At 71.0% G+C, this 24,995-nt stretch carries 24 protein-coding genes; 8 read left to right on the forward strand and 16 right to left on the reverse strand.

The annotated features are described in order from the left end of the window. Nucleotides 1–165: 165 nt before the first annotated feature. A complete protein-coding gene (gene glgX / locus ACFZBU_RS19045; RefSeq protein ID WP_391584771.1) occupies nucleotides 166–2,280 on the reverse strand; it encodes a glycogen debranching protein GlgX in 2,115 nt (704 codons plus the stop codon). A 152-nt stretch (nucleotides 2,281–2,432) separates the two neighbouring features. Further along, nucleotides 2,433–2,666, reverse strand: a complete 234-nt coding sequence (locus tag ACFZBU_RS19050; RefSeq protein ID WP_391584772.1) for a hypothetical protein — start codon at nucleotides 2,664–2,666, stop codon at nucleotides 2,433–2,435. Nucleotides 2,667–3,264: 598 nt separating this feature from the next. On the opposite strand from ACFZBU_RS19050, the gene ACFZBU_RS19055 reads away from it, so the two are divergent. Further along, complete coding sequence (locus tag ACFZBU_RS19055) at nucleotides 3,265–4,389, forward strand: SAV2148 family HEPN domain-containing protein (protein WP_391585140.1); 1,125 nt, start codon at nucleotides 3,265–3,267, stop codon at nucleotides 4,387–4,389. A 138-nt stretch (nucleotides 4,390–4,527) separates the two neighbouring features. Here the strand turns inward: ACFZBU_RS19055 and ACFZBU_RS19060 are convergent, their stop codons facing one another. The 11 genes from ACFZBU_RS19060 to ACFZBU_RS19110 all read right to left on the reverse strand — a co-directional run bounded on the left by ACFZBU_RS19060 (nucleotide 4,528) and on the right by ACFZBU_RS19110 (nucleotide 14,479). Then, nucleotides 4,528–5,415 (reverse strand): phosphotransferase enzyme family protein, encoded by an 888-nt coding sequence (locus ACFZBU_RS19060; RefSeq protein WP_391584773.1) that lies wholly within the window; start codon nucleotides 5,413–5,415, stop codon nucleotides 4,528–4,530. A 24-nt stretch (nucleotides 5,416–5,439) separates the two neighbouring features. Then, on the reverse strand, nucleotides 5,440–6,177 hold the full coding sequence (locus ACFZBU_RS19065; protein WP_391584774.1) for a sirohydrochlorin chelatase: 738 nt from the start codon (nucleotides 6,175–6,177) through the stop codon (nucleotides 5,440–5,442). Nucleotides 6,178–6,185: 8 nt separating this feature from the next. After that, a complete protein-coding gene (locus ACFZBU_RS19070; protein WP_391584775.1) occupies nucleotides 6,186–7,109 on the reverse strand; it encodes an ABC transporter permease in 924 nt (307 codons plus the stop codon). Beyond that, complete coding sequence (locus ACFZBU_RS19075) at nucleotides 7,096–7,893, reverse strand: ABC transporter ATP-binding protein (RefSeq protein ID WP_391584776.1); 798 nt, start codon at nucleotides 7,891–7,893, stop codon at nucleotides 7,096–7,098. The genes ACFZBU_RS19070 and ACFZBU_RS19075 overlap by 14 nt, the downstream gene beginning before the upstream one ends. 83 nt (nucleotides 7,894–7,976) lie before the next feature. Further along, nucleotides 7,977–9,119 carry an ABC transporter substrate-binding protein gene (locus ACFZBU_RS19080; RefSeq protein WP_391584777.1) on the reverse strand — a complete coding sequence of 381 codons (1,143 nt, stop codon included), beginning with the start codon at nucleotides 9,117–9,119 and terminating at the stop codon, nucleotides 7,977–7,979. A gap of 129 nt (nucleotides 9,120–9,248) precedes the next feature. After that, nucleotides 9,249–10,595, reverse strand: a complete 1,347-nt coding sequence (locus ACFZBU_RS19085) for a sulfate adenylyltransferase subunit 1 (protein WP_391584778.1) — start codon at nucleotides 10,593–10,595, stop codon at nucleotides 9,249–9,251. A 2-nt stretch (nucleotides 10,596–10,597) separates the two neighbouring features. Next, nucleotides 10,598–11,524 (reverse strand): sulfate adenylyltransferase subunit CysD, encoded by a 927-nt coding sequence (cysD, locus tag ACFZBU_RS19090; RefSeq protein WP_391584779.1) that lies wholly within the window; start codon nucleotides 11,522–11,524, stop codon nucleotides 10,598–10,600. 55 nt (nucleotides 11,525–11,579) lie between these two features. After that, nucleotides 11,580–12,278, reverse strand: coding sequence for a phosphoadenylyl-sulfate reductase (locus tag ACFZBU_RS19095; RefSeq protein WP_391584780.1), 699 nt, complete (start codon nucleotides 12,276–12,278; stop codon nucleotides 11,580–11,582). Beyond that, a complete protein-coding gene (locus ACFZBU_RS19100; RefSeq protein WP_391585153.1) occupies nucleotides 12,275–12,568 on the reverse strand; it encodes a hypothetical protein in 294 nt (97 codons plus the stop codon). Before ACFZBU_RS19100 ends, ACFZBU_RS19095 begins: the two co-directional genes overlap by 4 nt. Continuing rightward, a complete protein-coding gene (locus ACFZBU_RS19105; RefSeq protein ID WP_391584781.1) occupies nucleotides 12,565–14,262 on the reverse strand; it encodes a nitrite/sulfite reductase in 1,698 nt (565 codons plus the stop codon). The genes ACFZBU_RS19100 and ACFZBU_RS19105 overlap by 4 nt, the downstream gene beginning before the upstream one ends. Before the next feature lie 133 nt (nucleotides 14,263–14,395). Then, the gene (locus ACFZBU_RS19110; RefSeq protein ID WP_355541009.1) at nucleotides 14,396–14,479 is read right to left on the reverse strand and encodes a putative leader peptide; all 84 of its coding nucleotides are present in this window, start codon (nucleotides 14,477–14,479) and stop codon (nucleotides 14,396–14,398) included. A gap of 225 nt (nucleotides 14,480–14,704) precedes the next feature. Between ACFZBU_RS19110 and ACFZBU_RS19115 the strand changes: the two genes are divergently transcribed. The 3 genes from ACFZBU_RS19115 (at nucleotide 14,705) to rsgA (ending at nucleotide 18,064) form a co-directional block, all read left to right on the forward strand. Further along, nucleotides 14,705–15,241 carry a hypothetical protein gene (locus ACFZBU_RS19115; protein WP_391584782.1) on the forward strand — a complete coding sequence of 179 codons (537 nt, stop codon included), beginning with the start codon at nucleotides 14,705–14,707 and terminating at the stop codon, nucleotides 15,239–15,241. Between the two features lie 111 nt (nucleotides 15,242–15,352). Further along, nucleotides 15,353–16,720 (forward strand): YihY/virulence factor BrkB family protein, encoded by a 1,368-nt coding sequence (locus ACFZBU_RS19120; RefSeq protein ID WP_391584783.1) that lies wholly within the window; start codon nucleotides 15,353–15,355, stop codon nucleotides 16,718–16,720. A 297-nt stretch (nucleotides 16,721–17,017) separates the two neighbouring features. After that, nucleotides 17,018–18,064, forward strand: a complete 1,047-nt coding sequence (rsgA, locus tag ACFZBU_RS19125; RefSeq protein ID WP_391584784.1) for a ribosome small subunit-dependent GTPase A — start codon at nucleotides 17,018–17,020, stop codon at nucleotides 18,062–18,064. 53 nt (nucleotides 18,065–18,117) lie between these two features. On the opposite strand, the gene yidD is transcribed toward rsgA, so the two are convergent. Further along, complete coding sequence (yidD, locus tag ACFZBU_RS19130; RefSeq protein ID WP_391584785.1) at nucleotides 18,118–18,795, reverse strand: membrane protein insertion efficiency factor YidD; 678 nt, start codon at nucleotides 18,793–18,795, stop codon at nucleotides 18,118–18,120. Nucleotides 18,796–18,893: 98 nt separating this feature from the next. Between yidD and ACFZBU_RS19135 the strand changes: the two genes are divergently transcribed. Beyond that, the gene (locus tag ACFZBU_RS19135) at nucleotides 18,894–20,075 is read left to right on the forward strand and encodes an acyl-CoA dehydrogenase family protein (protein WP_391584786.1); all 1,182 of its coding nucleotides are present in this window, start codon (nucleotides 18,894–18,896) and stop codon (nucleotides 20,073–20,075) included. A 152-nt stretch (nucleotides 20,076–20,227) separates the two neighbouring features. After that, complete coding sequence (locus ACFZBU_RS19140; protein WP_391584787.1) at nucleotides 20,228–21,100, forward strand: DUF1206 domain-containing protein; 873 nt, start codon at nucleotides 20,228–20,230, stop codon at nucleotides 21,098–21,100. 12 nt (nucleotides 21,101–21,112) lie between these two features. Here the strand turns inward: ACFZBU_RS19140 and ACFZBU_RS19145 are convergent, their stop codons facing one another. Beyond that, nucleotides 21,113–21,616 (reverse strand): ATP-binding protein, encoded by a 504-nt coding sequence (locus ACFZBU_RS19145; RefSeq protein ID WP_391584788.1) that lies wholly within the window; start codon nucleotides 21,614–21,616, stop codon nucleotides 21,113–21,115. A gap of 251 nt (nucleotides 21,617–21,867) precedes the next feature. Continuing rightward, the gene (gene arfB, locus ACFZBU_RS19150; RefSeq protein WP_391584789.1) at nucleotides 21,868–22,290 is read right to left on the reverse strand and encodes an alternative ribosome rescue aminoacyl-tRNA hydrolase ArfB; all 423 of its coding nucleotides are present in this window, start codon (nucleotides 22,288–22,290) and stop codon (nucleotides 21,868–21,870) included. 95 nt (nucleotides 22,291–22,385) lie between these two features. On the opposite strand from arfB, the gene ACFZBU_RS19155 reads away from it, so the two are divergent. Both ACFZBU_RS19155 and ACFZBU_RS19160 read left to right on the forward strand, forming a co-directional pair. After that, the gene (locus ACFZBU_RS19155) at nucleotides 22,386–24,395 is read left to right on the forward strand and encodes a S9 family peptidase (protein WP_391584790.1); all 2,010 of its coding nucleotides are present in this window, start codon (nucleotides 22,386–22,388) and stop codon (nucleotides 24,393–24,395) included. A 291-nt stretch (nucleotides 24,396–24,686) separates the two neighbouring features. Continuing rightward, a complete protein-coding gene (locus ACFZBU_RS19160) occupies nucleotides 24,687–24,989 on the forward strand; it encodes an urease subunit gamma (RefSeq protein ID WP_391584791.1) in 303 nt (100 codons plus the stop codon). Nucleotides 24,990–24,995 lie beyond the last annotated feature (6 nt).

Raw genomic sequence — 24,995 nt, forward strand, 5'->3', positions numbered from 1 at the left:
GCCGGGGTGGTGAAACCTGATCGGACGCGCCCGGCCACGACCGGCGGATTCCCTCGTTCCGGGCAATTGGTACGCGGCCGTGGCCACGATTGCGTACGGGACCGCGGCTCCCATGCCCAAGCCGTTCGCCGACCTGGACACCTCGCTGCTGGTCTGATGCGCCCCTCAGGGGCGTTGCAGGACCACCAGTGAGCGGGATACGACCGTTTGGCAGCCGCCGCCGTCGACGGTCGTGCGGGTTTTGGGGTCGTGCATCGTGGTCTTGTCGTCGGCGGTGTCGACCACGACCGTCCAGGTCGTGCCCAGGCCCTCGGGGATGGTGAACTCCTCGGTTTCGTGCGAGGCGTTGAACAACAGCAGGAACGAGTCGTCGGTGATCTTCTGGCCGCGCGGGTCGGGCTCGGAGATCGCGTTGCCGTTGAGGAAGACCGCGACCGACTTGGCCGCTGCCGCCCACCAGTCGCCGTCGGACATCTCCTCGCCGGTGGGGGTGAACCAGGCGATGTCGGTGAGCTCGTCGTGGGTGCCCTGGACGGATCTGCCGTGGAAGAAGCGCCGGCGCCGGAACACCGGGTGCTCGGCCCGCAGCCGGGTCATCATCCGCATGAACTCCAGCTGGTCCGGCACCTCGCCCTGCGGCCACCGCACCCAGGCGAGTTCGTTGTCCTGGCAGTAGACGTTGTTGTTGCCCCGCTGGGTGCGGCCGAACTCGTCGCCGTGCGCGATCATCGGCACGCCCTGGGACAACAGCACGGTGGCGATGAAGTTGCGCTGCTGGCGGGCTCGCAGCGCGAGCACGTCCGGGTCGTCCGTCTCGCCCTCGACGCCGTGGTTCCAGGATCGGTTGTGGCTCTCGCCGTCCCGGTTGTCCTCGCGGTTGGCCGCGTTGTGCTTGTCGTTGTACGACACCAGGTCGTGCAGGGTGAAGCCGTCGTGGCAGGTGACGAAGTTGATCGAGGCGATCGGCCGCCGGCCGTCGTCCTGGTACAGGTCCGAGGAGCCGGTCAGCCGCGAGCCGAACTCGGCCAGGGTGCGCTCCTCGCCGCGCCAGAAGTCGCGCACGGTGTCGCGGTACTTGCCGTTCCACTCGGTCCACAACGGCGGGAAGTTGCCCACCTGGTAGCCGCCCTCGCCGACGTCCCACGGCTCGGCGATCAGCTTGACCTGGGACACGATCGGGTCCTGCTGGACCAGGTCGAAGAACGAGGACAGCCGGTCCACCTCGTGGAACTGCCGGGCCAGGGTGGCCGCCAGATCGAAGCGGAAGCCGTCCACGTGCATGTCGGTGACCCAGTAGCGCAGCGAGTCCATGATCAGCTGGAGCACGTGCGGACTGCGCATCAGCAGGCTGTTGCCGGTGCCGGTGGTGTCCAGGTAGTAGCGCTTGTCGTCGGCGAGCCGATAGTAGGACGCGTTGTCCAGGCCGCGGAAGGACAGCGTGGGCCCGAGGTGGTTGCCCTCGGCGGTGTGGTTGTAGACCACGTCGAGGATGACCTCGATGCCCGCCGCGTGCAGCGCCTTGACCATCGAGCGGAACTCCTGCACCTGCTGGCCGCGTTCGCCCGTGGACGAATAGGCCGCGTGCGGCGCGAAGAAGCCGATCGTGTTGTAGCCCCAGTAGTTGCGCATGCCCAGGTCGGAGAGCCGGTGGTCGTGGATGAACTGGTGCACCGGCATCAGCTCGATCGCGGTCACGCCCAGGCTCACCAGGTGCTCGATCACCGCCGGGTGCGCCATCCCCGCGTAGGTGCCGCGGATCTCCTCCGGCAGCCCCGGGTGGGTGCGGGTCAGCCCGCGCACGTGCGCCTCGTAGATCACCGTGTCGTGGTACTCCGTGCGCGGCGGCCGGTCGTCGCCCCAGTCGAAGTAGGGGTTGATCACCACCGAGGCCATCGTGTGCGGCTCGGAGTCGGTGGTGCTCATCAGGTCCGGGTGCTCGAACGAGTAGCCGTACATCGACTCGTGCCAGTGCACCTCGCCGCACATCGCCTTCGCGTACGGGTCGAGCAGCAGCTTGTTCGGATTGCACCGGGCGCCGGAGGCCGGGTCGAACGGCCCCTGGACGCGGTAGCCGTACCGCCGGCCGGGCTGGATGCCCGGCAGGTAGGCATGCCGGACGAACGCGTCGGCTTCACGCAGCTCGATGCGCTCCTCGGCGCCGCTCTCGTCGAGCAGGCACAACCAGATGCGTTCGGCGGCCTCCGAGAAGACCGCGAAGTTGGTGCCGGCGCCGTCGTACGTGGCGCCGAGCGGATACGGATGACCGGGCCAGACCTGCATGAGCAACCTGCTTTGTCGCGGATCGTGCTTCGGCAGCTTGCAGTCTCCCGTACCGAACCGGATTCATGTGCGAGATCCGCTCCGGCGTCCCCCGGTCGGGTGGATTTCCGGCCCGACCGTAGGGCGCAAACCGCCGATCCGATCGGTTTCGATCACATCGGTCGGATCCAGTCGAGCAGTTCCGCCGCGAGTCGTTCCTCCCGACACGGCCACGCGCCGCCGCACGAGCACGCCGCACCGCCGGTGCCCCCGGGCTCGGTGCGCCGGTGGTGCGCGAAGATGTCCGCGACCACGTCGCGGTACTTGGCGAAATCGTCCTCGGTGCCGGTGCGTCCCGCCGGGATCCTGCCGTTCATGGCCAACATGACGACCTCCTGGGTGCCCACGGTTCCTGCCGCATGAGACGGACCGTCGATCCGTCCCGGTTGCGCTCCGGAACAGGTGGAGGGAAGACCCTCTGCCGTCCGGCAATTGTTCCGAGACGTCATCGTGCCGCTGGGCAGAAGTTGCCAGAGCGCGCCGAGTCCCCCCAATTGGCTTGCGCCATCCGGGTAATGCACGTGCGTCCATCACTCGAACGAGGTATCCGTGCCGCCCCGCGCGGCCTTCCCGAGGCCGTCGGGTTTCGCTATACGCTCGTTCGGTTCCGGCTCGACGACGAACGGATGGGACGCGATGGCCGATCGGGAGTCCAGCTCGCCACCCTCGACGCCCGAGGAACCTGCGGAGGGGACGAGTACGACCGGCCTCGGCGGCGGGACCGGCCCGACACCGGGCGACGGCGGGGACACCTTCCCGGATCCGTACGCCGGCTACCCGGACGCCGAGTCCGCGGGCGGGTCGGCCGGGCTCACCGACACCGGTTCGTTCGCGTTCGACCCGGGCATGCTGCCCGGGCCCCGGCACGCGGCGACCGGGATGGGGACGGGAACGGGGATGGGGGCGGGAACCGCGGTCCTGGACGGTTCGAGCCCGCCCGACCCGATGCCCGGGATAGACCCCGCGACGCTCACCTGGACCGAGGACGACTGGGCCGGCGCGCTGTTGCGGGCCCGCCGGGCGGGCCGGGCGTACGTGTACCTGAACCTGATCGAACAGCGGCTGCGGGCGGTGATCGCCGCGGTGCTGGTCCCGGTCTACGGGCCCGGCGAGCACCCGCACGACGACGGCGCCTGGGTGCTCGCGGCGGCGGGCAACGTGCAGAACGAATGGGTCGAGCGCGCCGAGGCCGTGCGCGAGATGAGCCGCCGGCGCGGATACATCGTGGACCCGGCCGACGACGAACTGATCGCGTTCCTGACCCTGCCGCAGTTGCGCGAGCTGATGGTGCGCAACTGGTGGTGTTTCGAACCGTTCCTGCCGGACCGGCGCAAGCTGGAACGGGCCCTGGAAGAGGTCGAGATCGGCCGGCACATCGTGGCCCGCAACCGGGTGCTCTCGCCCGACGTGCTGGCCCAGGTCGAACGCGCGTGCCTGCGGGTGCTGGCGATGCTGGACGGCCCGCTCGCCGACCAGGGCGATCGACGGCTGGCCCTGGACGCGGTCGAGGAACTGTTCGCGGGGCGCTACGCGGACGTGGTGGGGGTCTTCCAGGACCGCTCGGCGCTGCAACGGCGCCTGCCGTTCGCCGACCTGGTGGACGGTGCGCGCGGGATCGACGCCATGGGCGTCTCGCTCAACCTGCTGTGCCAGAACTACTCGGGGCGCGATCTGACCCGGCTGGCGGCGAGCGGCTGCGAGATGCGCCTGCTCTTCCTGAACCCGGCCGGGGACGCGATGAAGCAGCGGGAGAAGGACGAGGGGATCAAGAAGGGGCTGCTGTCCCGGATGACCACCCTCAACATCCTGCACCTGCGCCGGATCCGCTCGAAGCTGCGCGAGCCGCGCCGGATCGAGATCCGGCTGTACGACGAGGCACCGCGGTTCGTCGCGTATTTCGTGGACGGGGACGTGGGACTCGTCCAGCCCTACCTTCGCCGCGCGCGCGGGGTGGAGTCGCCTGCCTTCGTGCTCCGCGCCGACGCGACGGGGACCACCGGGCGCGGGCTCTATCCGCTGTTCCAGGAGGAGTTCGAACAGCAGTGGACGGACAGCAAGCGCACGTCCTGAGCGGGGCTGCGGTTGCGTCCCGGTCGACCCGGGTTCGAGTGTGCCCACCCGCACCGCCCGTGGCGTAGGAGCGGCGGTTGCGGTTCCACGGCGCTCGGGGTGGCCTGCCGGGGTCCGGTGGTGGGGCGGTTCGGTGGGTCAGAAGGCGTGCCAGCGGGCGTTCTCGTCGTCGGTGCGCAGGGTGCGGACCCGGTGGTGGAACTCCTCCTCCGCCGCCGGGTTGCCGGGTACGTGCTGGGCCACCCACGCGGTGGCGGCCAGTTCGCGGGTGTCCCGGAGCACCCGGTAGCCGGGCCAGTCGGTGACGTCGAAGCCGTACTTCTTCGCGAACCGCCGCTCCGCGCCGTCGGGCAGGCCGTAGCGCGCGGCCGCCATCGGGGTCAGCACCAGGTCGTACTCGCGCAGGTCGTGGGCGACGGTCTCCCAGTCCAACAGCAGCGCCCGGCCGCCGTGTACGCGGACGTTGCGCAGCAGCGCGTCGCCGTGGATCAGGCCCTGCGGCAGGGCCGGCGTGAGCTCGCGGCGGGCCGCCTCCAACGCGTCGCGGCGGTCCAGCAGATAGCGGCGGTCCTCCAACCCCACGGCGGCGTCGGCGGAATCCAGCCAGGTCTCCACCAGCGCGAGCGGCGCCCGGGCGGGCAGTGCGAACGGGGGCGTGGGCAGCGCGTGCAGCTTCTTGAGCAACCGGGCCAGGTCGGCGATGTCCGGCTCGCGTTCGGCCGGCGACAACAACTCCCAGAAGGTGGTCGGACGGCCGTCGATCAGCACCGGCTGCGGATCGATCCCGGCCGCGGGTCGGACCGCCGGAAAGTCCTGCTCGGCGAGCCAGCACGCGACCGCGATCTCACGGCGCGCCCGCTCGGCCATGTGTGCCCCGCGCGCCACCCGGACGGCCAGACCCGGACCCGGGAGGGCGAACACCGCGTTCTCGCCGAAGGCGAGCAACACCGCGTCCGCGGAGGGCACTCCGACCTTCGCGCACGCGCGTACGAGCACCGAACGTTCGCCGGCCACCGAGTCGATCACGCCGGTGATGGTACCGGTCCCGGGTCAGGCGGAGAGCCAGGATCGGGACGGCAGCGCCGCGTCGTAGCGGTCGAGCACCAGCCGGGCGATCTCCTCGGTGTCCGCGACCGGCTCGGTGACCGGCTCGGCTCCGGCGGCCAGGGCCTGTTCGAGGATCCGGTCCGGCAGGATGCCCGGGGCCAGCATGCAGGACGCGACGGCGACGCGTTCGGCGCCCAGCGTGCGCAGGTCCTCGATCGCGGCGCCGATCGTGGAGCCCTGGTGGACGGAGGCGAACGCGGGGACCACGGCGCACCAACCGGTACGCCGCCACTCCCGCGCGACGATGGTGGTCACCGCGTTCGCCTCCGGATCTGTGGAACCGGCGGTGGCCAGGACGACGCCGTAACGGCCGTCTCCGGGCCGCACGCCGGCCTCGCGCATGCGCCGGTCCAAGGCCGCCAGCAGCAGCGGGGAAGGAGCCAGCGTGGCCGCCTGACGCACGGTCAGCCGGCGATGGCGCAGCACGTTCGGCACGTCCTGCTTGGCGTGGAACGCCGGGGTGAACAGCAGCGGTACCGCGACCACGGTCTCGGCGCCGGCGTCGGCCAGCGCGTCCAGCCGGTCGGGTACGCGCGGGCCGCAGTGGTCCAGGTAGCCGATGTCCACCCGCAACCCCGGCCGCAGCGCGCGTACGCGTGCGGCCAGGGCGGCCATCGCCGCGGCGTGCCGAGGATCGCGGCTGCCGTGGGCGACGGCCAGGAGCGGGGGAACGGGAGTCATGGCGTGGGCTACTTGCTTGCGGCCAGGCCGCGCTGGCGCAGCACGAGGCGTTCGACGGGGGTGAAGACCAGCATCTCGATGCCGATACCCACGATCAGGATCATGAAGACCGCGGTCAACATCATCGGCATGTCGCCCAGATCGCGTCCCTGGTCCATCAACTGGCCCAGTCCCGAGCCCAGTTCCGGACCGGCGGCGATCAGTTCGGCGGCCATCAGCGAGCGCCAGGAGAACGCCCAGCCCTGCTTGAGGCCGGCCACGTAGCCGGGCAGCGACGCGGGCAGCATGACGTGCCACACGCTGTTGAGGCCGCGGGCGCCGAGCACCCGGCCGGCCCGCAGGTACAGCGGCGGGATCTGGTCGATCCCGGCCACCAGGCCGTTCGCGATCGAGGGCACCGCGCCGAGCAGCACGACCGCGTAGATCGCGCTGTTGTTCAGGCCGAACCAGATCACCGCCGGCGGTACCCACGCCACCGAGGGCAGCGACTGCAGGCCGGAGAGGATCGGGCCGATCGCGGCCCGGATCCAGCTCACCCGGGCCACGATCAGGCCCAGCGGCGTGCCGATCGCGACCGCGATCAAAAAGCCCAGGATGCCGCGGGAGAGGCTGGTCCACAGGATGTCGAAGACGGTGCCCTTGCGCCACTGCACCAGGAACGCGTCCCACACGTCCTGCGGGCTGGGCAGCGCGTAGCGGGGCTTGATCTCCATCCAGTAGGCGATCTGCCACGCGGCCAGCACCAGCAGGATCGCGATGACCGGCGGGAGCACCTTCTCCAGCAGCACGCGGGAGAACGGCTTGCGCTCCTTCTCGTAGCTCTCCAGCGCGTCCAGGCCGGCCTCGAGCCCGGCCAGGTCCTCCTCCGCGTGCTTGCCCGCGGTGTCGGTCCCGATCTCGGGGTCGGTCTCGGTCAGATCAGGCGCGGCCATGGCGGCGGATCTCCCCTCGCAACTGGTCGGTGATCTCGACGGACAACTCGGATACGCCGGTGGACTCGATCCGGCGCGGCTGGGGGATGTCGATGTTCCACTCCCGGGCGATCCGGCCCGGGCGCGAGGACATCAGCACCACCCGCTGGGCGAGCCGGACCGCCTCGCGCACGTTGTGCGTCACGAACACCACGGAGCGGCCGGTCTCCGCCCAGATCCGGGTCAGTTCGTCGTGCAGCACGTCGCGGGTGATCGCGTCCAGCGCGGCGAACGGCTCGTCCATCAGCAGCAGGTCGCCGGCCTGGGCGAGCGCGCGGGCCAGTGCCACCCGCTGGCGCATGCCGCCGGACAGTTCGTGTACGCGCTTGTTGTACGCACCGCCGAGCCGGACCAGCTCCAGCAGCCCGTCCGCCTCGGCCCGGCGCCGATCGCGCGGCACACCGCGCAGTTTCAGGGCCAGTTCGATGTTCTTGCCCGCGGTCAGCCAGGGGAACAGCGCGTGGTCCTGGAACATCAGCGCGGGGCGGTCGCCGGAGACCTGGATGGTGCCCGAGGTGGGCCGGTCCAGGTCGGCGATCAGGTTGAGCAGGGTGGACTTCCCGCAGCCCGACGCGCCCAGGAGGCAGACGAACTCGCCCGGGGCGACGGTCAGGTCGATGCCGTCCAGGACGGGCGTGCCGCCGCCTCGGCCGAAGACCTTGGTGACCTGGTCAAGGCGGACCGCGAAGCCGGTCTCGACGGGGGTCGTGGCCGTGGGCGTGGCCTCGCTGATGGTCTGGGTCATGTCCGGATCACCTCTCTCGGTGGGCGCGTCGGGCGGGAAGTGCTCATCCGGGCGCGATCACCCGGATCGAAGCGGCGCGAACGCTACTTCTTCGGGCCCAGACCCCCGTCGCTCACCGCGGGCTTCCCGGCGGCGGCGAGGACCTTGTTCAGGATGGTCAGGTCGTAGATGCCGTGGATGTCGAGCTTCTTGGTCACGCCGACCGCGACGCCGTCGTCGGAGAGCTTTTGCAGCGAGGCGGCGAGCGGGTCGTTGGTGATGGCGATGTTGGGCCAGGCCGCGTCGAGCACGTTCTGTGCGAGCGGCTTGCCGGCGAATTCGGTGATCTTGCTGTTGACCGCCGCCTTGGCCTTGTCCTGGTTGTTCGCGGCCCAGTCGTTCGCGGCGACCTGACCCTTGAGCAGCGCCTCGACGGTGTCCGGGTGGTCCTTGAGGAACTTGGTGGTCACGATCAGGTCGGTGGTGACGAACTTGCCCTCCGGCCACAGCGTGCGCTCGTCCACGAGCACCTTGGCGCCCGCCTCCAGGACGAGTCGGGTGGCCCACGGCTCGGGCAGCCAGGCGCCGTCCAGGTCGCCCTTCTGGAACGCGGCCAGGGTCTGCGCGTTGTCCGTCGGGACGACGCTCACGTCGCCCTTGCCGGAGGTGTCCACGCTGTAGCCGGCCTTGGTCAGCCAGGCCCGCAGTGCCACGTCCTGGGTGCCGCCGAGTTGCGGCGAGGCGATCTTCTTGCCCTTGAGGTCGGCCGGCAGGTTGATGCCCGGCTTGACCACCAGGGACGCGCCGCCGGAGGTGGCGCCCGCCACGATCCGGAGCAACTCGCCGTTGGTGCTCGTGAAGCCGGAGATGGACGGGTTCGGGCCGATGTAGGTCGCGTCGATCGAGCCGCCCTTGAGCGCCTCGATCGCGGCCGGTCCGGCGTTGAACACCTGCGGCTTGATCTCGGTGCTCCCCAGCTCCTTCGCGAAGAAGCCCTCGTTCAGACCGATCAGCGGTGTCGCGTGGGTGACGTTGGCGAAGAAGCCGAGGCGGATCTGCGAGGCCGAGGTGCCCGCCTTGGCGCCGCCGGCGGTCGCCGGACCCGCACCCGCGGCGGGTGCCTTGTTCTTGTCGTCCTTCTTGTCCGAGCCGTAGCCGCACGCGGACATCGCGAGCAGCGGCAGGAGGAGGGCGGCAGCGAAGCCGGTACGTATCGATCTGCGGCGGTTTGTCCTGAAAACGGACATGCGGGGACCTTTCCTCGGGCCCGCGCGTTGTGCGCGGGCCGGGACGACGTGTGTGGTGGACGGCGGCGGACGATGTCACGGGTGTGGCCGACGGAGCGTCAAAAGCGGGTGGTCAGACCCGCGATCGCGTCAGCTGTGACATCGACCCGGCGCGGAGAACGCGGCGCCGGCCATGCCGGCGGTGAGCGTCGAACCGTCGGCCTCGTCGATCAACAGGAAGGAACCGGTCCGCCGACCGAGGGCGTAGTCGTCGAGCGCGAGCGGCTGGGCGGTGCGCAGCACGACCCGGGCGATGTCGTTGGCGCGCAGCTCGGTCAGGTGCTGCTCGTGGCCCAGCACGCCGTCGATCGGAGCGTTCAGGTCCAGGCGGTAGGCGATGTCCTTGACGATGGCCTTGACCGTGCGGGTGGTGTGCTTGAGCAGGACCCGGTCGCCGGTGCGCAACGGGCGGTCGGCCACGTGGCACACGGTGGCCTCGACGTCCTGGGTGGGTTGCGGCGCCGAATCGATCGGAGCGATCAGGTCGCCGCGCGAGATGTCCACGTCGTCGGCCAGCCGCAGGGTGACCGACTCCCCCTGCCGGGCCTGGCGCACCGCGACGCCGAGCCGGTCGATGCCCGCGACCGAGGTGCGCTGCCCGGACGGCAGCACCACGATCTCGTCGCCCTCGCGGAACACCCCGGAGGCGACCTGGCCGGCGTAGCCCCGGTAGTCGCGGTACTCGTCGTCCGACTGCGGACGCAGCACGTACTGCACCGGGAAGCGCGCGGGCTCCAGTGTCGGGTCGGTCTCCACCGGGACCGTCTCCAGGTACTCCAGCAGCGTCGGCCCGGAGAACCAGTCCATGTGCGAGCTGGGGTCCACCACGTTGTCGCCGCGCAGCGCGGAGACCGGGATCGAGCGCACGTCCGGCACACCCAGCGCCTCGGCGTACTCGGCGAACGTGTTGGCGACCTCGGCGAAGCGCTCCTCGCTGTAGCCGACCAGGTCCATCTTGTTCACCGCGAGCACCACGTGCGGCACCCGCAGCAGCGCCGCGACGGCCGCGTGCCGACGGGTCTGCTCGACCACGCCGTTGCGCGCGTCCACCAGCACCACGGCCAGCTCCGCGGTGGAGGCACCGGTGACCATGTTGCGGGTGTACTGCACGTGGCCCGGGGTGTCGGCGAGGATGAACCGGCGCCTGGCGGTGGCGAAGTAGCGGTACGCGACGTCGATGGTGATGCCCTGCTCGCGCTCGGCCCGCAGCCCGTCGGTGAGCAGCGCGAGGTCGGCCTCCTCCTGGCCGCGCTCGTTGCTGACCCGGGTGACCGCCTCCAGCTGGTCGGTCAGCACGGACTTGGAGTCGTGCAGGAGCCGGCCCACCAGGGTGGACTTGCCGTCGTCGACGGAACCGGCGGTGGCCAGCCGGAGCAGACCCACGCGCTCGTCCGCGGACGACAGGGCGTCCGGGGAAATCTCGGAAGTCCCACTCATGGCTAGAAGTACCCCTCGCGCTTGCGGTCCTCCATCGCGGCTTCGGACATCTTGTCGTCCGCGCGCGTGGCACCTCGTTCGGTCAGCCTGCTCACTGCGATCTCGGCGATCACGTCCGCCACCGTCGTGGCGGGGGAGTCGACGGCGCCGGTGCAACTCATGTCGCCGACCGTGCGGTAGCGCACCACGCGGCGCACGACCTCCTCGTCGCCCCTCGGCCCGCCCCACTCGCCGGGCGAGAGCCACATCCCGTTGCGCTCGAAGACGTCCCGCTCGTGCGAGAAGTAGATCTGCGGCAGCGCGATCGCCTCCCGCTCGATGTACTGCCACACGTCCAGCTCGGTCCAGTTCGAGATCGGGAACACCCGCACGTGCTCGCCCACGCGGTGCCGGCCGTTGTACAGCTGCCACAGCTCGGGCCGCTGCCGGCGCGGGTCCCAGGCGCCGAACTCGTCGCGCAGCGAGAACACCCGCTCCTTGGCGCGGGCCTTCTCCTCGTCGCGCCGGCCGCCGCCGAACACCGCGTCGAAGCGGTTCGACTCGATCGATTCGAGCAGCGGGACGGTCTGCAACGGGTTGCGGGTGCCGTCCGGGCGCTCGCGCAGCCGGCCGTTGTCGATGAAGTCCTGCACGCTGGCCACGTGCAGCCGCAGGTTGTGCTCGGCCACCACCCGGTCGCGGTATTCGATGACCTCCGGGAAGTTGTGCCCGGTATCGACGTGCAGCAGGGCGAACGGCACCGGCGCGGGCCAGAACGCCTTGCGCGCCAGATGCAGCATCACGATCGAGTCCTTGCCGCCGGAGAACAGGATCACCGGCTTCTCGAACTCGCCCGCCACCTCGCGGAAGATGTGCACGGACTCGGCTTCCAACGCGTCCAGGTGGGTCAGGGCTCCGGGTGCGGTGCCCTTGTCGATCGTCGTGGTCACGCCAACCCCTCCTTCGTCTTCGTCGAGCACGGTGCCGTGATGCGTATCGGGCCGGTCATGTGTGGATCCCGCACTCGGTCTTGCCGTTGCCGGCCCACCGGCCGGCGCGGGCGTCCTCGCCGGGGGCCACCCGGCGGGTGCAGGGCGCACAGCCGATCGAGGCGTAGCCGTCCATCAGCAGCGGGTTGGTCAGCACCCCGTGCTCGGCCACGTAGGCGTCCACGTCGTCCTGCGTCCAGCGGGCGATCGGGGCGACCTTGACCTTCTGCCGGCGTGCGTCCCAGGACACGACCGGGGTGTTCGCCCGACTCGGCGAGTCGTCCCGGCGCAGCCCGGTGGCCCACGCCCGGTAGTTCGTCAGCGACCGCTCCAGCGGCGCCACCTTGCGCATCGCGCAGCACGCGTCGGGGTCGCGATCGTGCAGCGCCGCGCCGTACTTCGCGTCCTGCTCGACGACGGTCAGCTCCGGGTGCACCGTGATCACGTTGACGTCGTAGACCGCCGCGACCGCGTCACGGGTGCCGATGGTCTCGGGGAAGTGGTAGCCGGTGTCCAGGAAGACCACGTCCACACCGGGCGCCACCCGCGAGGCGAGGTGTGCCACCACGGCGTCCTCCATCGAGGACGTCACGCACCACGCCGGGCCGAACCGCTCGTGCGTCCAGGCCAGGATCTCCGACGCGGTCGCGTCCTCGAGTTCGAGGCCGGCGCGGTTCGCGAGTGCCTCGAGGTCGGTGGTCTCGGTGACGGTCATCGGCCCTCCTCCTGCGTGATCGACTCGTCGTGCTCCGGTTCGGTTCGGGTGGTGCCGTGGCCCTGCGGACCGTGCTTCCCGGTGCCGTGCTGTTCCGGGCCGTGCTTTTCCGGGCTGTGCTTCTCGGGGAAGGCCAGCCCCAGGAACTTCAGCGAGAACACCCGCCGGCAGGCCGAGCACAGCCAGGTGCCGTGTCCCTCCTCGTGCGGACGAAGGTCCTCGTCGCCGCAGAAGGGGCAGTAGAACGGAACGGCCCGCTGACCCGGCTCGGCGCCGCCGGCGGCGCTCACGACAGGTCCGCGTCGGCCGCGCGCACGGCCCACTGGGCGAAGCGCTCACCCTCGGTGCGCTGCTCCTCGAAGCGGCGCAGCACGCGCTCGATGTAGTCGGCCAGGCCCGCCGAGGTCACCTTGAGGCCGCGGATCTTGCGCCCGAAACCGGGGTCCAGGCCCAGCCCGCCGCCCAGGTGCACCTGGTAGCCCTCGACCTGCTCGCCGTCGTCGTCCAGCACCAGCTGACCCTTGAGGCCGATGTCGGCGACCTGGATCCGGGCGCAGGCGTTCGGGCAACCGTTGATGTTGATCGTGATCGGCTGGTCGAACTGCGGCAGCCGCTGCTCGAGTTCGTCGATCAGCCGGATCCCGCGGCCCTTGGTCTCCACGATCGCCAGCTTGCAGAACTCGATGCCGGTGCAGGCCATCGTGCCGCGCCGGAACGGGCTCGGGTCCACCCGCAGGCCGAGGGCCTCCAGGCCCTCCTTGAGCGAGGCGACCTTGTCCTCGGCGACGTCCAGGATGAGCATCTTCTGCTCGACCGTGGTGCGCACCCGGTCCGAGCCGTGCCGCTCGGCCAGGTCGGCGATCTTGCCGAGCGTGGCGCCGTCGACCCGACCCACACGCGGCGCGAAGCCGACGTAGAAGCCGCCGCCCTTTTGCGGACGCACGCCCACGTGGTCGCGCCACACCTGCGCGGGCGCTTCGGGGGCGGGGCCGTCGACCAGCTTGCGTTGCAGGTACTCGTTCTCCAGCACCTCGCGGAAGCGCTCCGGCCCCCAGTCGGCGACCAGGAACTTCAAGCGCGCACGGTTGCGCAACCGGCGGTAGCCGTAGTCGCGGAAGATCGAGATGACCCCTTCCCAGACCTGCGGCACCTCCTCCAGCGGGACCCACGTGCCCAGGCGGACCGCGAGCTTGGGGTTGGTGGACAACCCGCCGCCGACCCACACGTCGAAGCCGGGACCGAACTCGGGGTGCACGACACCGACGAAGGACACGTCGTTGATCTCGTGCGCGACGTCCAGCAGCGGAGATCCGGAGATCGCGGTCTTGAACTTGCGCGGCAGGTTCGAGTATTCGGGCTTGCCGATGTAGAGCCGGTTGATCTCGTCGATCGCCCAGGTGCCGTCGATGATCTCTTCCTCGGCGACGCCGGCCACCGGGGAGCCGAGCACCACGCGCGGGGTGTCACCGCAGGCCTCGGTCGTGGACAGGCCGACGCCCTCCAGGATCCGCCAGATCTCCGGCACGTCCTCGATCCGGATCCAGTGGAACTGCACGTTCTGCCGGTCGGTGACGTCCGCGGTGCCGCGGGCGAAACGCTCGGAGACCTCGGCGATGGCCCGCAACTGGGCCAGGTTCAGCCGGCCGCCGTCCACCCGCACGCGCAGCATGAAGTATTCGTCGTCGAGCTCGTGCGGCTCCAGCACACCGGTCTTGCCGCCGTCGATCCCGGGCTTGCGCTGGGTGTACAGGCCCCACCAACGCATCCGGCCGCGCAGGTCGTTGGGGTCGATCGAGGAGAAGCCGCGATGGGCGTAGACGTTCTCGATGCGCGCGCGCACATTGAGACCGTCGTCGTCCTTCTTGAACTGCTCGTTCCCGTTGAGCGGCTCGTGATGGCCGAGGGCCCACTGACCCTCGCCGCGATGGCGAGCGGTCTTGCGGGCGCGGGGACCGCTGCCGGCGGTGTCGGTAGTGGCGGCCATGGGGAGCGTCCTCCGGGCGGATCGGTGGGGGACGCACGGGGGAGCATCCGGCCGCACCCTCGCCGGACCGGCCGTGAGAGTCGTGGTGCCGGTGCGACCGCGCGCCCGGCAGACAGGTGCAACGGGCGGGTCGTCAGACCGGCGAACAGACGGCGCTGGACATGCGTCCGAGGTCGACGTGGAGTCGACCTACGAGAGCAATACCGGCGCGTGACATGTCGCAAAGATTGACATGGTGCCGGAAAGCAGTCCATCACTGTCCGGGATACGAACGCTCATCTCACATGTCGAACACGCGTGCCCACATTATGAGATGAGCCGATCTTCCACACCGACCGCGGCATGGATCGTCGCCGCGGTTGGTTACGGTACGGGAGGCCGGATTCCGTTACCCCGGACGGTACGCGGCCCACGCACCACAGTGGACGAGGAGCTGATGGGTATGCCAGGCGAGGTTCTGGGCGCGCCCCGGCGCAGAACGCGCTCCGTATGCACGGTCGAATCCGCCGCCGGACCCACCGCCGAGCGGCCGGAGCTGCGTCGTGAGGAAGCGGTCGAGACGCTGCGCTACGCCCTCAACGGTTTCCTCTCCGCGATCCGCGCCGATCGCGCCGGGCAGGCCGGTCCGGTCGACGCCGGAGCCGACGGTACCCGGTACCGACTGCTCGCGGCGCTCGCCGACGAACTCGACCTGGACAACGAGCGGCTGGCCCGAGTGCTCGGCCTGTCCGGATCGGCCGTGCGCGACCTGTTGGACGTGCACGGGCGCGAGGGGCTGGTCGAGGCGGCGCGCGCCGGGCGCGGGCGAGGCGGCTCGGTGGTGCGCCTGACCCCGGCCGGGCGGCGTGAGCTGTACCGGCTCGACGCGCTGTTCCGGGAGACGTGGGAGAGCGCTTTCGCCGACCTGCCGGCCGAGGAGCTGCGGACCGCGGCCCGGGTGCTCAGCAGGCTCTCCGGGGTGCTGGTGCCCAGCCGCTGACCGGCGCGGACGGTCGAAAGAGGCGACCCGGGGAGAACCCTGCCGGAAGGCGGTATTCACCCGGACGGCGACTTGGCGAATGTCGGGCCCCCGGCCGGATACCTTAAAGGGGTGGCAGCGGACTACCAACAACGACCTCGCCTGCGAGGTGCCGGTCGCATCCGGTTGCGGAGCGCACTGTGGCGGATACTCCGCGAGACGGTGATCTCCTGCTTCAACCACCGGGTGACCGGCCTGGCCGCCGAGGCCGGGTTCTTCATGCTGCTCTCGCTGCCCCCGCTGCTGCTCGGGCTCGCCGGTACCGTCGGCTACCTGCACGGCATGCTCGGCGGCAGCACCGTCAACGACCTGAAGGCGGACATCGTCAAGGCCGCCGGTTCGGTGCTCTCCAGCAAGAGCACCGAGCAGGTGGTCGTGCCCCTGGTCAACGACGTGTTCGACTCCGGACGCGCGGACATCATCTCGGCCGGCTTCCTGATCGCGCTGTGGTCCGGCTCGCGCGCGCTCAACGTCTACGTCGACACCATCACGATCATGTACGGCCTCTCCGGCAAGCGCGGCATCGTGCGCACCCGGCTGCTGTCCTTCACCCTCTATGTGGTCGGCCTGCTGCTCGGGATGTTCCTGATCCCGCTCCTGGTGGCCGGCCCCGAGTTGGTGGTCAAGGCGTTCCCGCACTTCGAGGGGACCGTGCACATCCTGTACTGGCCGGTCCTGGTGGTGCTGTCGGTGTGCTTCCTGACTTCGCTCTACCACGTGTCGGTGCCGGTGCGGACGCCGTGGCGCGAGGACATACCGGGCGCGCTGGTGGCCCTGCTCCTGTGCATCGTCGGCAGCTTCCTGCTGCGCGTCTACCTCGCCACCACCATCGACGGCCCCACCGTCTACGGCTCCCTGGCGGCTCCGGTCGCGGTCATGGTCTGGATGTACTTCGCGGCCATGGCCGTGCTCATCGGCGCGGCCGTCAACGCCGCCATCGACCAGGTCTGGCCCAGCCAGGAGACCGCGCAGGCGCGCGCCGAGCGGGACAAGGAGAAGGCCGCCGAGGAGATCGCCGCGGCCATGGAGCACCTGCGCTCGGGCCGCCACCGCGGCAACCCCGGCGACTGGACGCCGGTTTCGGACGACCACGACGAGATGGAGGACACCGTCATCCACGGCGAACTCCCCGACATCGCCGAGCCGCCGTCCGAGTTCCCCGAGCGCTGGGCGATCCACGCGCGCGATGCCAAGCGCAACGACCCGGGCACCATCAACGGCCGTGCCAACGGCGCCCGCCGGGCCGCCGACCTGCCCCGGATGCCGTCCCGGCCGCCGCGCCCGCCGGGTCCGCCGCCCACCAACGGTCAGCCGCCGAGCCTGCACATGCCGGCCGGACAGGAGTTGCCCGGCCTGCCGTTGGACGACACCGCGTGGCCGCCGCGGCCGAGTCGGCCGGCGGTCGGCGAGCAGGAACACGCTCGACGCGACCGCCCGTGATGGCCTAGGCTGCACGCGTGGCCCTTGGGCCCGCACAGTGCCCGAGAGCGCGGCCCGAGGCCGCACGGAACAGGTGGGAGGTGGAATGTCGTGAACACGACCTCGATGACGGTCGCCCGGACGGGCTGGACCTCATTCCACTTCTCCGCCTCTCGGATTCGCACCGCGTAGCCGCGCCACGTCGTTCGTCGTGACGGCGCGCAGGTCGGCGGATCCGCCCCTCGAAGGGCCACCGGCTTGTCTTCCCGGCAGCATCACGCTTCCCGCAACACCTCTGCTTCTTCCGACACCGCTTTCGTGCCGACCTCCGACGTGCTCGCCGCCTACGGCTGGGACGCGGACCGGGACACCGAATTCGCCCCCTACCGCACGCACGGCCTCGTGCCCGGACGGATCGCCCGGGTGGACCGTTCGTTGTGCGAGGTGGTCACCGCCGACGGCACCGTGCGGGCCGCGCACGGCGACGGCGAACTGCCGTGCACCGGCGACTGGGCCGCACTGGAGTTTCCCGACGACGGCCGCGAGGCCTTCGTCGCGGCCCTGTTGGACCGCCGGACCGCGCTGGTGCGCTCGCAGGCCTCCGGGCGCTCGGCGGGCCAGGTCCTCGCGGTCAACGTCGATCTGATCGGCGCCGTCGTCCCGTTGGACGCCGCGCCCGACCTCGGCCGCCTGGAGCGGCTGCTCACGCTCGCCTGGGAGAGCGGCGGCACGCCGCTGGTCGTGCTCACCAAGGCCGACCTCGCGGCGGACGCCGACGACCTGCGCGCGGACGTCGAAGCCGTGGCCATGGGCGTGGACGTCGTGGTCGCCAGTGCACTCACCGGCGAGGGTCTGGACGTACTCCAGGCGTACACCGCCGGCCGGACCGTCGCCCTGATCGGCACCTCCGGCGCGGGCAAGTCCACGCTCACCAACGCGCTCGCCGGCGCCGAGGTGACCTCGGTCCAGGAGGTGCGCGGCGACGGCAAGGGCCGACACACCACCACGTGGCGCGAGTTGGTGCCGTTGCCGAACGGCGGCGTGCTCGTGGACACCCCCGGCATGCGCGGGGTCGGCATGTACGACGTCGGCGAGGGCCTGGACCGCACCTTCGCGGACATCGACGCCCTGATCCCGGACTGCCGCTTCGCCGACTGCACGCACGAGAGCGAGCCCGGCTGCGCGGTGCTCGCCGCGATCGAGGCGGGCGAGCTTCCGCAGCGTCGCCTGGACAGCTATCGCAAACTGTTGCGCGAGGCACGCTGGATCGCCTCGCGCGAGGACCACCGCATCCGGGCCGAACGGGCCCGGGAGTGGAAGCTGATCCACAAGGAGATGCGCCGCTCGCCGTCACCCAAGAAGTGAGGACCGGTCGGGGGTGGGCCGAGCCCACCCCCGACCGCGCCTTTTCCGGCGGGTCAGCGCTGCTCGGGCCGCCGTGCGGGCGGCACCGGGTCGAAGCCGCCGTTGCCGGGCCGGCAGCGGATCAGTCGTCGAGCGGTCAGATAGGTACCCCGGACCGCGCCGTGCCGATGCAGGGCCTTCTTGCCGTAGGTCGAACAGGACGGCGTGAAGTTGCAGCACGGTGGCCTCAGCGGGCTGATCTCGGTGCGGTAGCGCTCGACGGCGGCGCCGAGCCGGCGGGCGGGCGGGCCACCGCGCGGGCGGAGCAGGCCGGTCAGCGCGATCCACATCAGGCGCAGCGAGAACATGCCGATCAGGCACGCGTCGCAGCCGCAGTCGCCGCCCCCTCCGCTGCCGTGACCGCCACCACCGCCACCACCGCTGTCGCGGTCGCCTCGGTCCCTGCTGCCGCCGCGGCCACAGCAGCCCCCGCCGCCACCCCCGCCGCCGTCGCCCCCACGACCGCCGCCCGAGCCACCGCCCGAGCCACCACCCGAGCCACCACCCGATCCGCCGCCCGACGGCGGGCCGCCGAGTTCGCCGATGCCCTCCACCAGATCCTCGCGGCGCTCGCTGCGCCGTCGACGCGCCTCTTCCTCCTCCAGCCGGCGACGCCGTTCCTCGGGCGTCTCACCGGGCCGACCCGCACCTTCCCCGAACAGGGGATGCGGTTCCGGTGGTGGTTGGGTCATGGTGGCGCTCCCCGTGTTCCGGATCTATGTTCGGGGCAATCTACCGGGACCCGTCCGGCGTCGTTCGGGTCCGCCGACTCGCATCAGGAGGCGCCCGTATGGCCAAGGCACCCGCGTTCGACCCGATGGACCCGCTCGGTATCGACGATCTGCTCGACCCCGAGGACAAGGCGATCCGGGACACCGTGCGCCGGTTCTGCGCCGACCGGGTCGCGCCGTACGTGGCCGAGTGGTTCGAGCGCGGGGCCCTGCCCGACGTGCGCGAACTGGCCCGCGGGCTGGGCGGGATCGGCGTGCTCGGGATGACCCTGGACGGTTACGGCTGCGCCGGGACCAGTGCCGTGCAGTACGGCCTGGCCTGCCTGGAACTGGAGGCGTGCGACTCGGGGTTGCGCTCGTTGGTGTCGGTACAGGGCTCGCTGGCGATGTTCGCGATCCACCGCTTCGGCAGCGAGGAGCAGCGGAGTACCTGGCTGCCTCGGCTGGCCGCCGGCGAGGCGCTGGGCTGCTACGGCCTGACCGAGCCCGACCACGGCTCGGACCCGGCGTCGATGCGTACGCACGCCAAGCGCGACGGTGACGACTGGGTGCTCAGCGGTCGCAAGATGTGGATCACCAACGGTTCGGTGGCGGATGTCGCGGTGATCTGGGCGCAGACCGAGGAGGGCGTGCGCGGCTTCGTGGTACCCACCGACACCGCCGGGTTCGCCGCCCGCGACATCAAGCACAAGATGTCCCTGCGCGCGTCGATCACCAGCGAGTTGACGCTGGACGAGGTGCGGCTGCCGGCCGATGCGGTGTTGCCCGACGTGGTGGGCATGCGCGGTCCGCTGACGTGTCTGGGCGAGGCCCGGTACGGCATCGTGTGGGGCTCGGTCGGCGCGGCTCGCTCGTGCTTCGAGTCCGCGCTGGACTACGCCCGCACGCGCGAGCAGTTCGGCCGGCCGATCGGCGCATTCCAGCTGACCCAGGCCAAGCTGGCGGACATGGCGGTGGAGATCGGCAAGGCGCACCTGCTCGCGCTGCACCTGGGTCGGCGCAAGGACGCGGGTGCGGTGCGGCCGGAGCAGATCAGCTTCGGCAAGCTCAACAACGTCCGTGAGGCGATCGCGATCGCCCGCGAGGCGCGCACGATCCTGGGCGCCAACGGGATCTCGCTGGAATACCCGGTGATCCGACACATGAACAACCTGGAGTCGGTGCTGACCTACGAGGGCACCTCCGAGATGCACACCCTGGTCATCGGCAAGGCGCTCACCGGGCTGGACGCCTTCCACTGACCTTCCCCACCGCCTCCTGGCCGCTTCTTCCCCGGTGTCCGTCGCGGTTTTGCCTGCCGTTTGCCCGCGTCCGGTCCGGGCAGACGTCAGCCCAGCCGGATGCCATACGGCACGGCCGCGAAAGGCGCTCCGGGAAGCATTGGGGATACGACATGTCAGGGTCAGCTTCCATGGCCGAATCGGGTCGGGCGGCCAAGGCCGCGGGGCGGCAGGCCGCGGACAGCAAGGTGATGGTCGGCCTTGCCCGGGCGGGGCTCGCCGCACGCGGGCTGCTGTACATCATCGTCGGTGCCATCGCGGTGCAGATCGCCTTCGGCGACAAGAACCAGGAGGCCGACCGCGGCGGTGCCGTCGAGGAGATCGGCAACAAGCCGTTCGGCGAGGCGATGTTGTGGGTGCTGGTCGTCGCACTGATCGGGATGTGCCTGTGGCGGCTGGTCGAGGCCGCCTTCGGGCAGGCCGCGCCGGACGGCGACAAGGTGGGCAAACGGCTGATGTCGCTGGGCCGGGCGATCTTCTACGGCTTCGTGGTCGCCTCGCTGATCCGTACGCTCACCGCGAGCGACTCCGGCGGCGGGAAGGGCCAGGACCAGGGCGGCGGCAGCAACAAGACCTCGAAGGACCTCACCGCCAAGGCATTGGACTGGCCCGGCGGCCGGTACCTGGTCGGCCTGGCCGGACTGGTGCTGATCGGGTTCGGGATCGGGATGGCCGTGCGATACGCGCTGCGCAAGTTCCGGGAGAAGCTGAACACGGGGGAGATGAGCCCGCTCCAGCGCCGGGTGGTGGACCTGCTCGGGATGATCGGCGGCATCAGCCGAGGCGTGGTGTTCGCCGCAGCCGGTGTGTTCGTGCTCGTGGCGGCGGTGAAGTTCGACCCGAAGCGGGCCAAGGGCGTCGACGAGACGCTGCGCTCGTTCGCCGACACGCCGATGGGGCCCGCACTGCTCGTGCTGATCGCGCTGGGCCTGGTGGTGTTCGGGCTGTATTCGTTCTGTGAGGCGCGTTGGCGGCGGGTGCGCTGAGGCCGGGACGGGCTATCCCCGGGCGTCCGCGCGCAGGGTGACCCGGATGCTCTTGCCCGTGCCGCCGGGCAGCACGTCGATGCGGCCGCCGAGTTCGGCCACCGTGAGCTTGACGATCATCAGCCCCCGGCCGTCCTCGGCCTCGGGGCCGGTCTCCAGGAGCGCGTGCGGGCGGAACGGGTGGTCGTCGGCGACCTCCAGACGGATCTCGGAGCCGCTGTGCGAGGCGGTGATCCGGATCCGCTCGGTGCGGATCGCGGCGTGTCGGACCGCGTTGGAGGTCAACTCGGTGGCGACTAGGAGCAGGGTCTCCTCGATCTCCTCGGCCACCCCCCAGGCGCGTAACAGGTCGCGCAGGCGGTGTCGGACCTCGGGTACGCCCGCGACCGTGGGCGCGATGGTCCAGCGGACGAACACGGGGCCGGGCCGATGGTCGGGATCGGTGTCGTGCCGGGGGTCCGTCGAGGTACGCCGGTCGTGTCGAGCGCGGGCACGGGCCCGCCCGACGGCGGTCACGGATGACTCGACGAGTGGTACGCGGTCGGGACGGTCATCGGCTGGGGCGGGTGTGCTGCACGTGCGGGGGAGGGCATCCCGGTGTCCTTCGCTTCGTTCACTGCGTTTCGCGGGTGGTCTTGCCGGCGTTGGCAGTGTGCGATGGCGAATCGTGCTTGTGGCGCGGTTTTCCGGGTGTGATCCGTAATGCTTCGGTAAGCGACACTTCATCTCGACTTTGGGTCCGGTTCGGACCCTGTTCGGACTCGGGATCAGTCCCCGGTCGAGCGTCGCAGTCGTTTGATCTCACCGCGATGGTGCTTGTTGCGCAGCCGGCGCTCGCGCATCCCGCGTGAGGGCTTGGTCGGCCGCCGTGGCGGCGGGGGCGGGGCGGTGGCCTCGACCAGGATGTCGACCAGTCGGCGCACCGCGCTCTGCCGGTTCATCAGCTGGGAGCGCTGTTCGGACGAGGCGACGGTGAGCACGCCGTCCACCAGACGACCTTCCAGTCGGCGCAGGGCGCGCTCCTTGAGCACGTCGGGCAGCATCGTGCTGGCGCCCAGGTCGAAGGACACCTCGGCGCGGCTGTCCGTGGTGTTCACCGACTGCCCGCCCGGTCCGGAGGAGCGCGAGAACCGCCACGACAGCTCGGCGGCGGGTATCACCACGCCGCGAATGTCGAGATCTGTCGTCATACGCACATGATCCCGCGTCCAACCCGCTCGGGTCGACCCGGTTTTCGAGGGCTCTGCCGGATGCTTTCCCGGCTCCGGATGGAGAGGATCGGGTCATGAGTGCCGACATGAACGCCGACGCGACGAAGACATACGGTTCCTGGCCCTCGCCGATCACGGCCGAGCGCTTGGTGGAAGGGGCCGCGAATACCGGTGACATCCGAGCCGACGGCCGGGACGTGTGGTGGTCGGAGGGCCGGCCGTCCGAGGGCGGGCGCATCCAGCTGGTGCGACTACGGCCGGGCGGGTCTCCCGAGGACGTGCTCCCGGAGGGCTTCTCGGCCCGCACCCGTGTGCACGAGTACGGCGGCGCCGCCTGGACGGTTCGCGCGGGAGTGCTGGTCTTCGCGAACTGGACCGACCAGCGCCTGTACCGGCTCGCGCCGGGCGACGCGGCGCCGGTGCCGATCACCGCGGAGCCGGAGACCGAGGCGGGCCTGCGCTACGCCGACTGCACGATCGTGCCGGCCGGGCAGTGGGGGCCGGGGGAGTGGCTGGTCGCGGTGCGCGAGAGCCACGAGCCGGCCGCGGTCAAGGCGCACGGCGAGGCGGTCAACGAGATCGTCGCGCTGCCGCTGGACGGCCTCGGCGGCGAGCGGGTCCTGGTCACCGGCCCGGACTTCGTGTCCTCGCCGCGCCCGGCCGCGGACGGCTCGGCGCTGGCCTGGACCCAGTGGTCGCATCCGGACATGCCGTGGGACGCCGCCGAATTGATGGTGGCGGCGATCGAGGCGGGGCCGCGGCCGACCGGCGCACAGGCGGTCGCCGGCGGTGGGCGCGAGTCGGTGGTCCAGCCCGAGTGGGGACCCGACGGCGCGCTGTGGTTCGCGTCGGACCGCACCGGCTGGTGGAACCTGTACCGGGTCGGTGCGGGCGGTCAGGTCGAGGCGGTGGCGCCGGTCGAGGCGGAGATCGGGGGCCCGCAGTGGGTCTTCGGCGAGCGCTTCTACGCCTTCCTCGACGACGGCCGGATCGCCTGCTCGGTCAACTCCGGCGGCTTCGCCCACCTGGGCATCGTCGATCCGACCCGGCCCGAGGAGTCGCCCACCCGGGTGGAGACCGGGCTGACCTGGTTGTCCGACCTGGCCGCGGTGCCCGGCGGCGTGCTGCTCGTCGGCGGCGGCCCGGACGACGAGGACGCGCCGCGCCGGGTCCGGCTCGCGCCCGGCACGGCGACCGCATTGCAGATCGAACGACTGCGTCCGGCCCGGGACTTCGGCTTCGACGCGGAGTGGTTCAGCGCACCGCGGCCGATCGAGTTCGAGTCCGCGGCCGGCCGCACCGCGCACGCGCTGCTGTACCTGCCGAAGAACCCGGACGTCCGGGCGCCCGAGGGCGCGCTGCCGCCGCTGATCGTGTCCATCCACGGCGGCCCGACCGCGCAGGCACCTGCGGTGCTCAACCTGCGGATCCAGTACTGGACCAGCCGGGGCTTCGCGGTGGCGGACGTGAACTACGGCGGCAGCACCGGCTACGGCCGCGAATACCGCAACCTGCTGTACGACGCGTGGGGCATCGTCGACGTCGAGGACTGCACGGCGGTGGCCCGGCACCTGGCCGACACCGGCGTCGTGGACGGCGCCAAGCTGGCCATCCGCGGCGGCTCGGCGGGCGGCTACACCACGCTGGCCGCACTGGTGGCGGGCGACGACTTCACCGCCGGCGCGAGCCACTTCGGCGTCGCCGACATCGCCGCGCTGGCCCGGCACACCCACAAGTTCGAATCGCGCTACCTGGATCGCCTGGTCGGCCCCTACCCCGAGGCCGAGGCGGTGTACCGGGCACGCTCGCCGATCAACCACACCGAGCACCTGTCCAGTCCGCTCGCGGTCTTCCAGGGACTGGAGGACGAGGTGGTCCCGCCGGCCCAGGCCGAGCTGATCGTGGCCGCCCTGAAGGAGAAGCAACTCCCCTACGTCTACCTGGCGTTCGAGGGCGAGCAGCACGGCTTCCGACGGTCGGAGAACATCATCCGCGCCCTGGAAGCCGAACTGTGGTTCTACGGCAAGGTCTTCGGCTTCGACCCGGCGGACGAGATCGAGGCCCCACCGGGCGGCGGTTTCTGAGCCGACTGCGACGCGCATCCGCGAACAGCCCCGCCCGGCCGAGGGATCCCGGCCGGTCGGGGCTGCTTCGTCGTGCTCGCGCCGGGGCGCGACCGGGCTGCGACGCGAGCGCGTCGATGCGATGGCGGCGCCGATCGCACGGTGTTTGTCGGCCTATCCGCCGATCCCATCGGTCGCCGATGCGTGAGGGTTTGGATACACCGCGTTAACATGCACCGTTTCGGTGGGAAACACGAAGCGGTCAGGCTTCGAGGGCAACGAGTCGGTACGACCTCGGAGGAGGGGCGCGACGTGCTGCTGACCCCGCATGAGCAGGAGCGGTTGATGGTGTCCTATGCGGCTGACCTGGCGCAGCGGCGTAGAGCCAGAGGGCTTCGGCTCAACTGTCCCGAGGCGACCGCGGTGTTGGCTTCGTTTTTGCTCGAAGGGGCTCGGGACGGGCGATCCGTGGCGGACCTCCAGGAGGCGGGGCGGCATGTGTTGGGGCGCGATGACGTGATGGAGGGTGTCCCGGAGATGGTGGGTGAGGTGCAGGTCGAGGCCACCTTTCCGGACGGGACCAAGCTGGTGACCGTGCATCGGCCGATCCCGTGAAGCCGC

It is taken from the genome of Embleya sp. NPDC008237 (assembly GCF_042956465.1).
GTDB lineage: Bacteria > Actinomycetota > Actinomycetes > Streptomycetales > Streptomycetaceae > Embleya.

Bases quoted from the DNA above. Each gene is read 5' to 3' on its own strand.
- glgX (WP_391584771.1), bottom strand. From the start codon at position 2,280: ATGCAGGTCTGGCCCGGTCATCCGTATCCGCTCGGCGCCACGTACGAC.
- ACFZBU_RS19055 (WP_391585140.1), top strand. From the start codon at position 3,265: ATGCCCGGGATAGACCCCGCGACGCTCACCTGGACCGAGGACGACTGG.
- ACFZBU_RS19065 (WP_391584774.1), bottom strand. From the start codon at position 6,177: ATGACTCCCGTTCCCCCGCTCCTGGCCGTCGCCCACGGCAGCCGCGAT.
- ACFZBU_RS19070 (WP_391584775.1), bottom strand. From the start codon at position 7,109: ATGGCCGCGCCTGATCTGACCGAGACCGACCCCGAGATCGGGACCGAC.
- ACFZBU_RS19075 (WP_391584776.1), bottom strand. From the start codon at position 7,893: ATGACCCAGACCATCAGCGAGGCCACGCCCACGGCCACGACCCCCGTC.
- ACFZBU_RS19080 (WP_391584777.1), bottom strand. From the start codon at position 9,119: ATGTCCGTTTTCAGGACAAACCGCCGCAGATCGATACGTACCGGCTTC.
- ACFZBU_RS19085 (WP_391584778.1), bottom strand. From the start codon at position 10,595: ATGAGTGGGACTTCCGAGATTTCCCCGGACGCCCTGTCGTCCGCGGAC.
- ACFZBU_RS19095 (WP_391584780.1), bottom strand. From the start codon at position 12,278: ATGACCGTCACCGAGACCACCGACCTCGAGGCACTCGCGAACCGCGCC.
- ACFZBU_RS19105 (WP_391584781.1), bottom strand. From the start codon at position 14,262: ATGGCCGCCACTACCGACACCGCCGGCAGCGGTCCCCGCGCCCGCAAG.
- ACFZBU_RS19110 (WP_355541009.1), bottom strand. From the start codon at position 14,479: ATGTCACGCGCCGGTATTGCTCTCGTAGGTCGACTCCACGTCGACCTC.
- ACFZBU_RS19115 (WP_391584782.1), top strand. From the start codon at position 14,705: ATGCCAGGCGAGGTTCTGGGCGCGCCCCGGCGCAGAACGCGCTCCGTA.
- yidD (WP_391584785.1), bottom strand. From the start codon at position 18,795: ATGACCCAACCACCACCGGAACCGCATCCCCTGTTCGGGGAAGGTGCG.
- ACFZBU_RS19135 (WP_391584786.1), top strand. From the start codon at position 18,894: ATGGCCAAGGCACCCGCGTTCGACCCGATGGACCCGCTCGGTATCGAC.
- ACFZBU_RS19140 (WP_391584787.1), top strand. From the start codon at position 20,228: ATGTCAGGGTCAGCTTCCATGGCCGAATCGGGTCGGGCGGCCAAGGCC.
- arfB (WP_391584789.1), bottom strand. From the start codon at position 22,290: ATGACGACAGATCTCGACATTCGCGGCGTGGTGATACCCGCCGCCGAG.
- ACFZBU_RS19155 (WP_391584790.1), top strand. From the start codon at position 22,386: ATGAGTGCCGACATGAACGCCGACGCGACGAAGACATACGGTTCCTGG.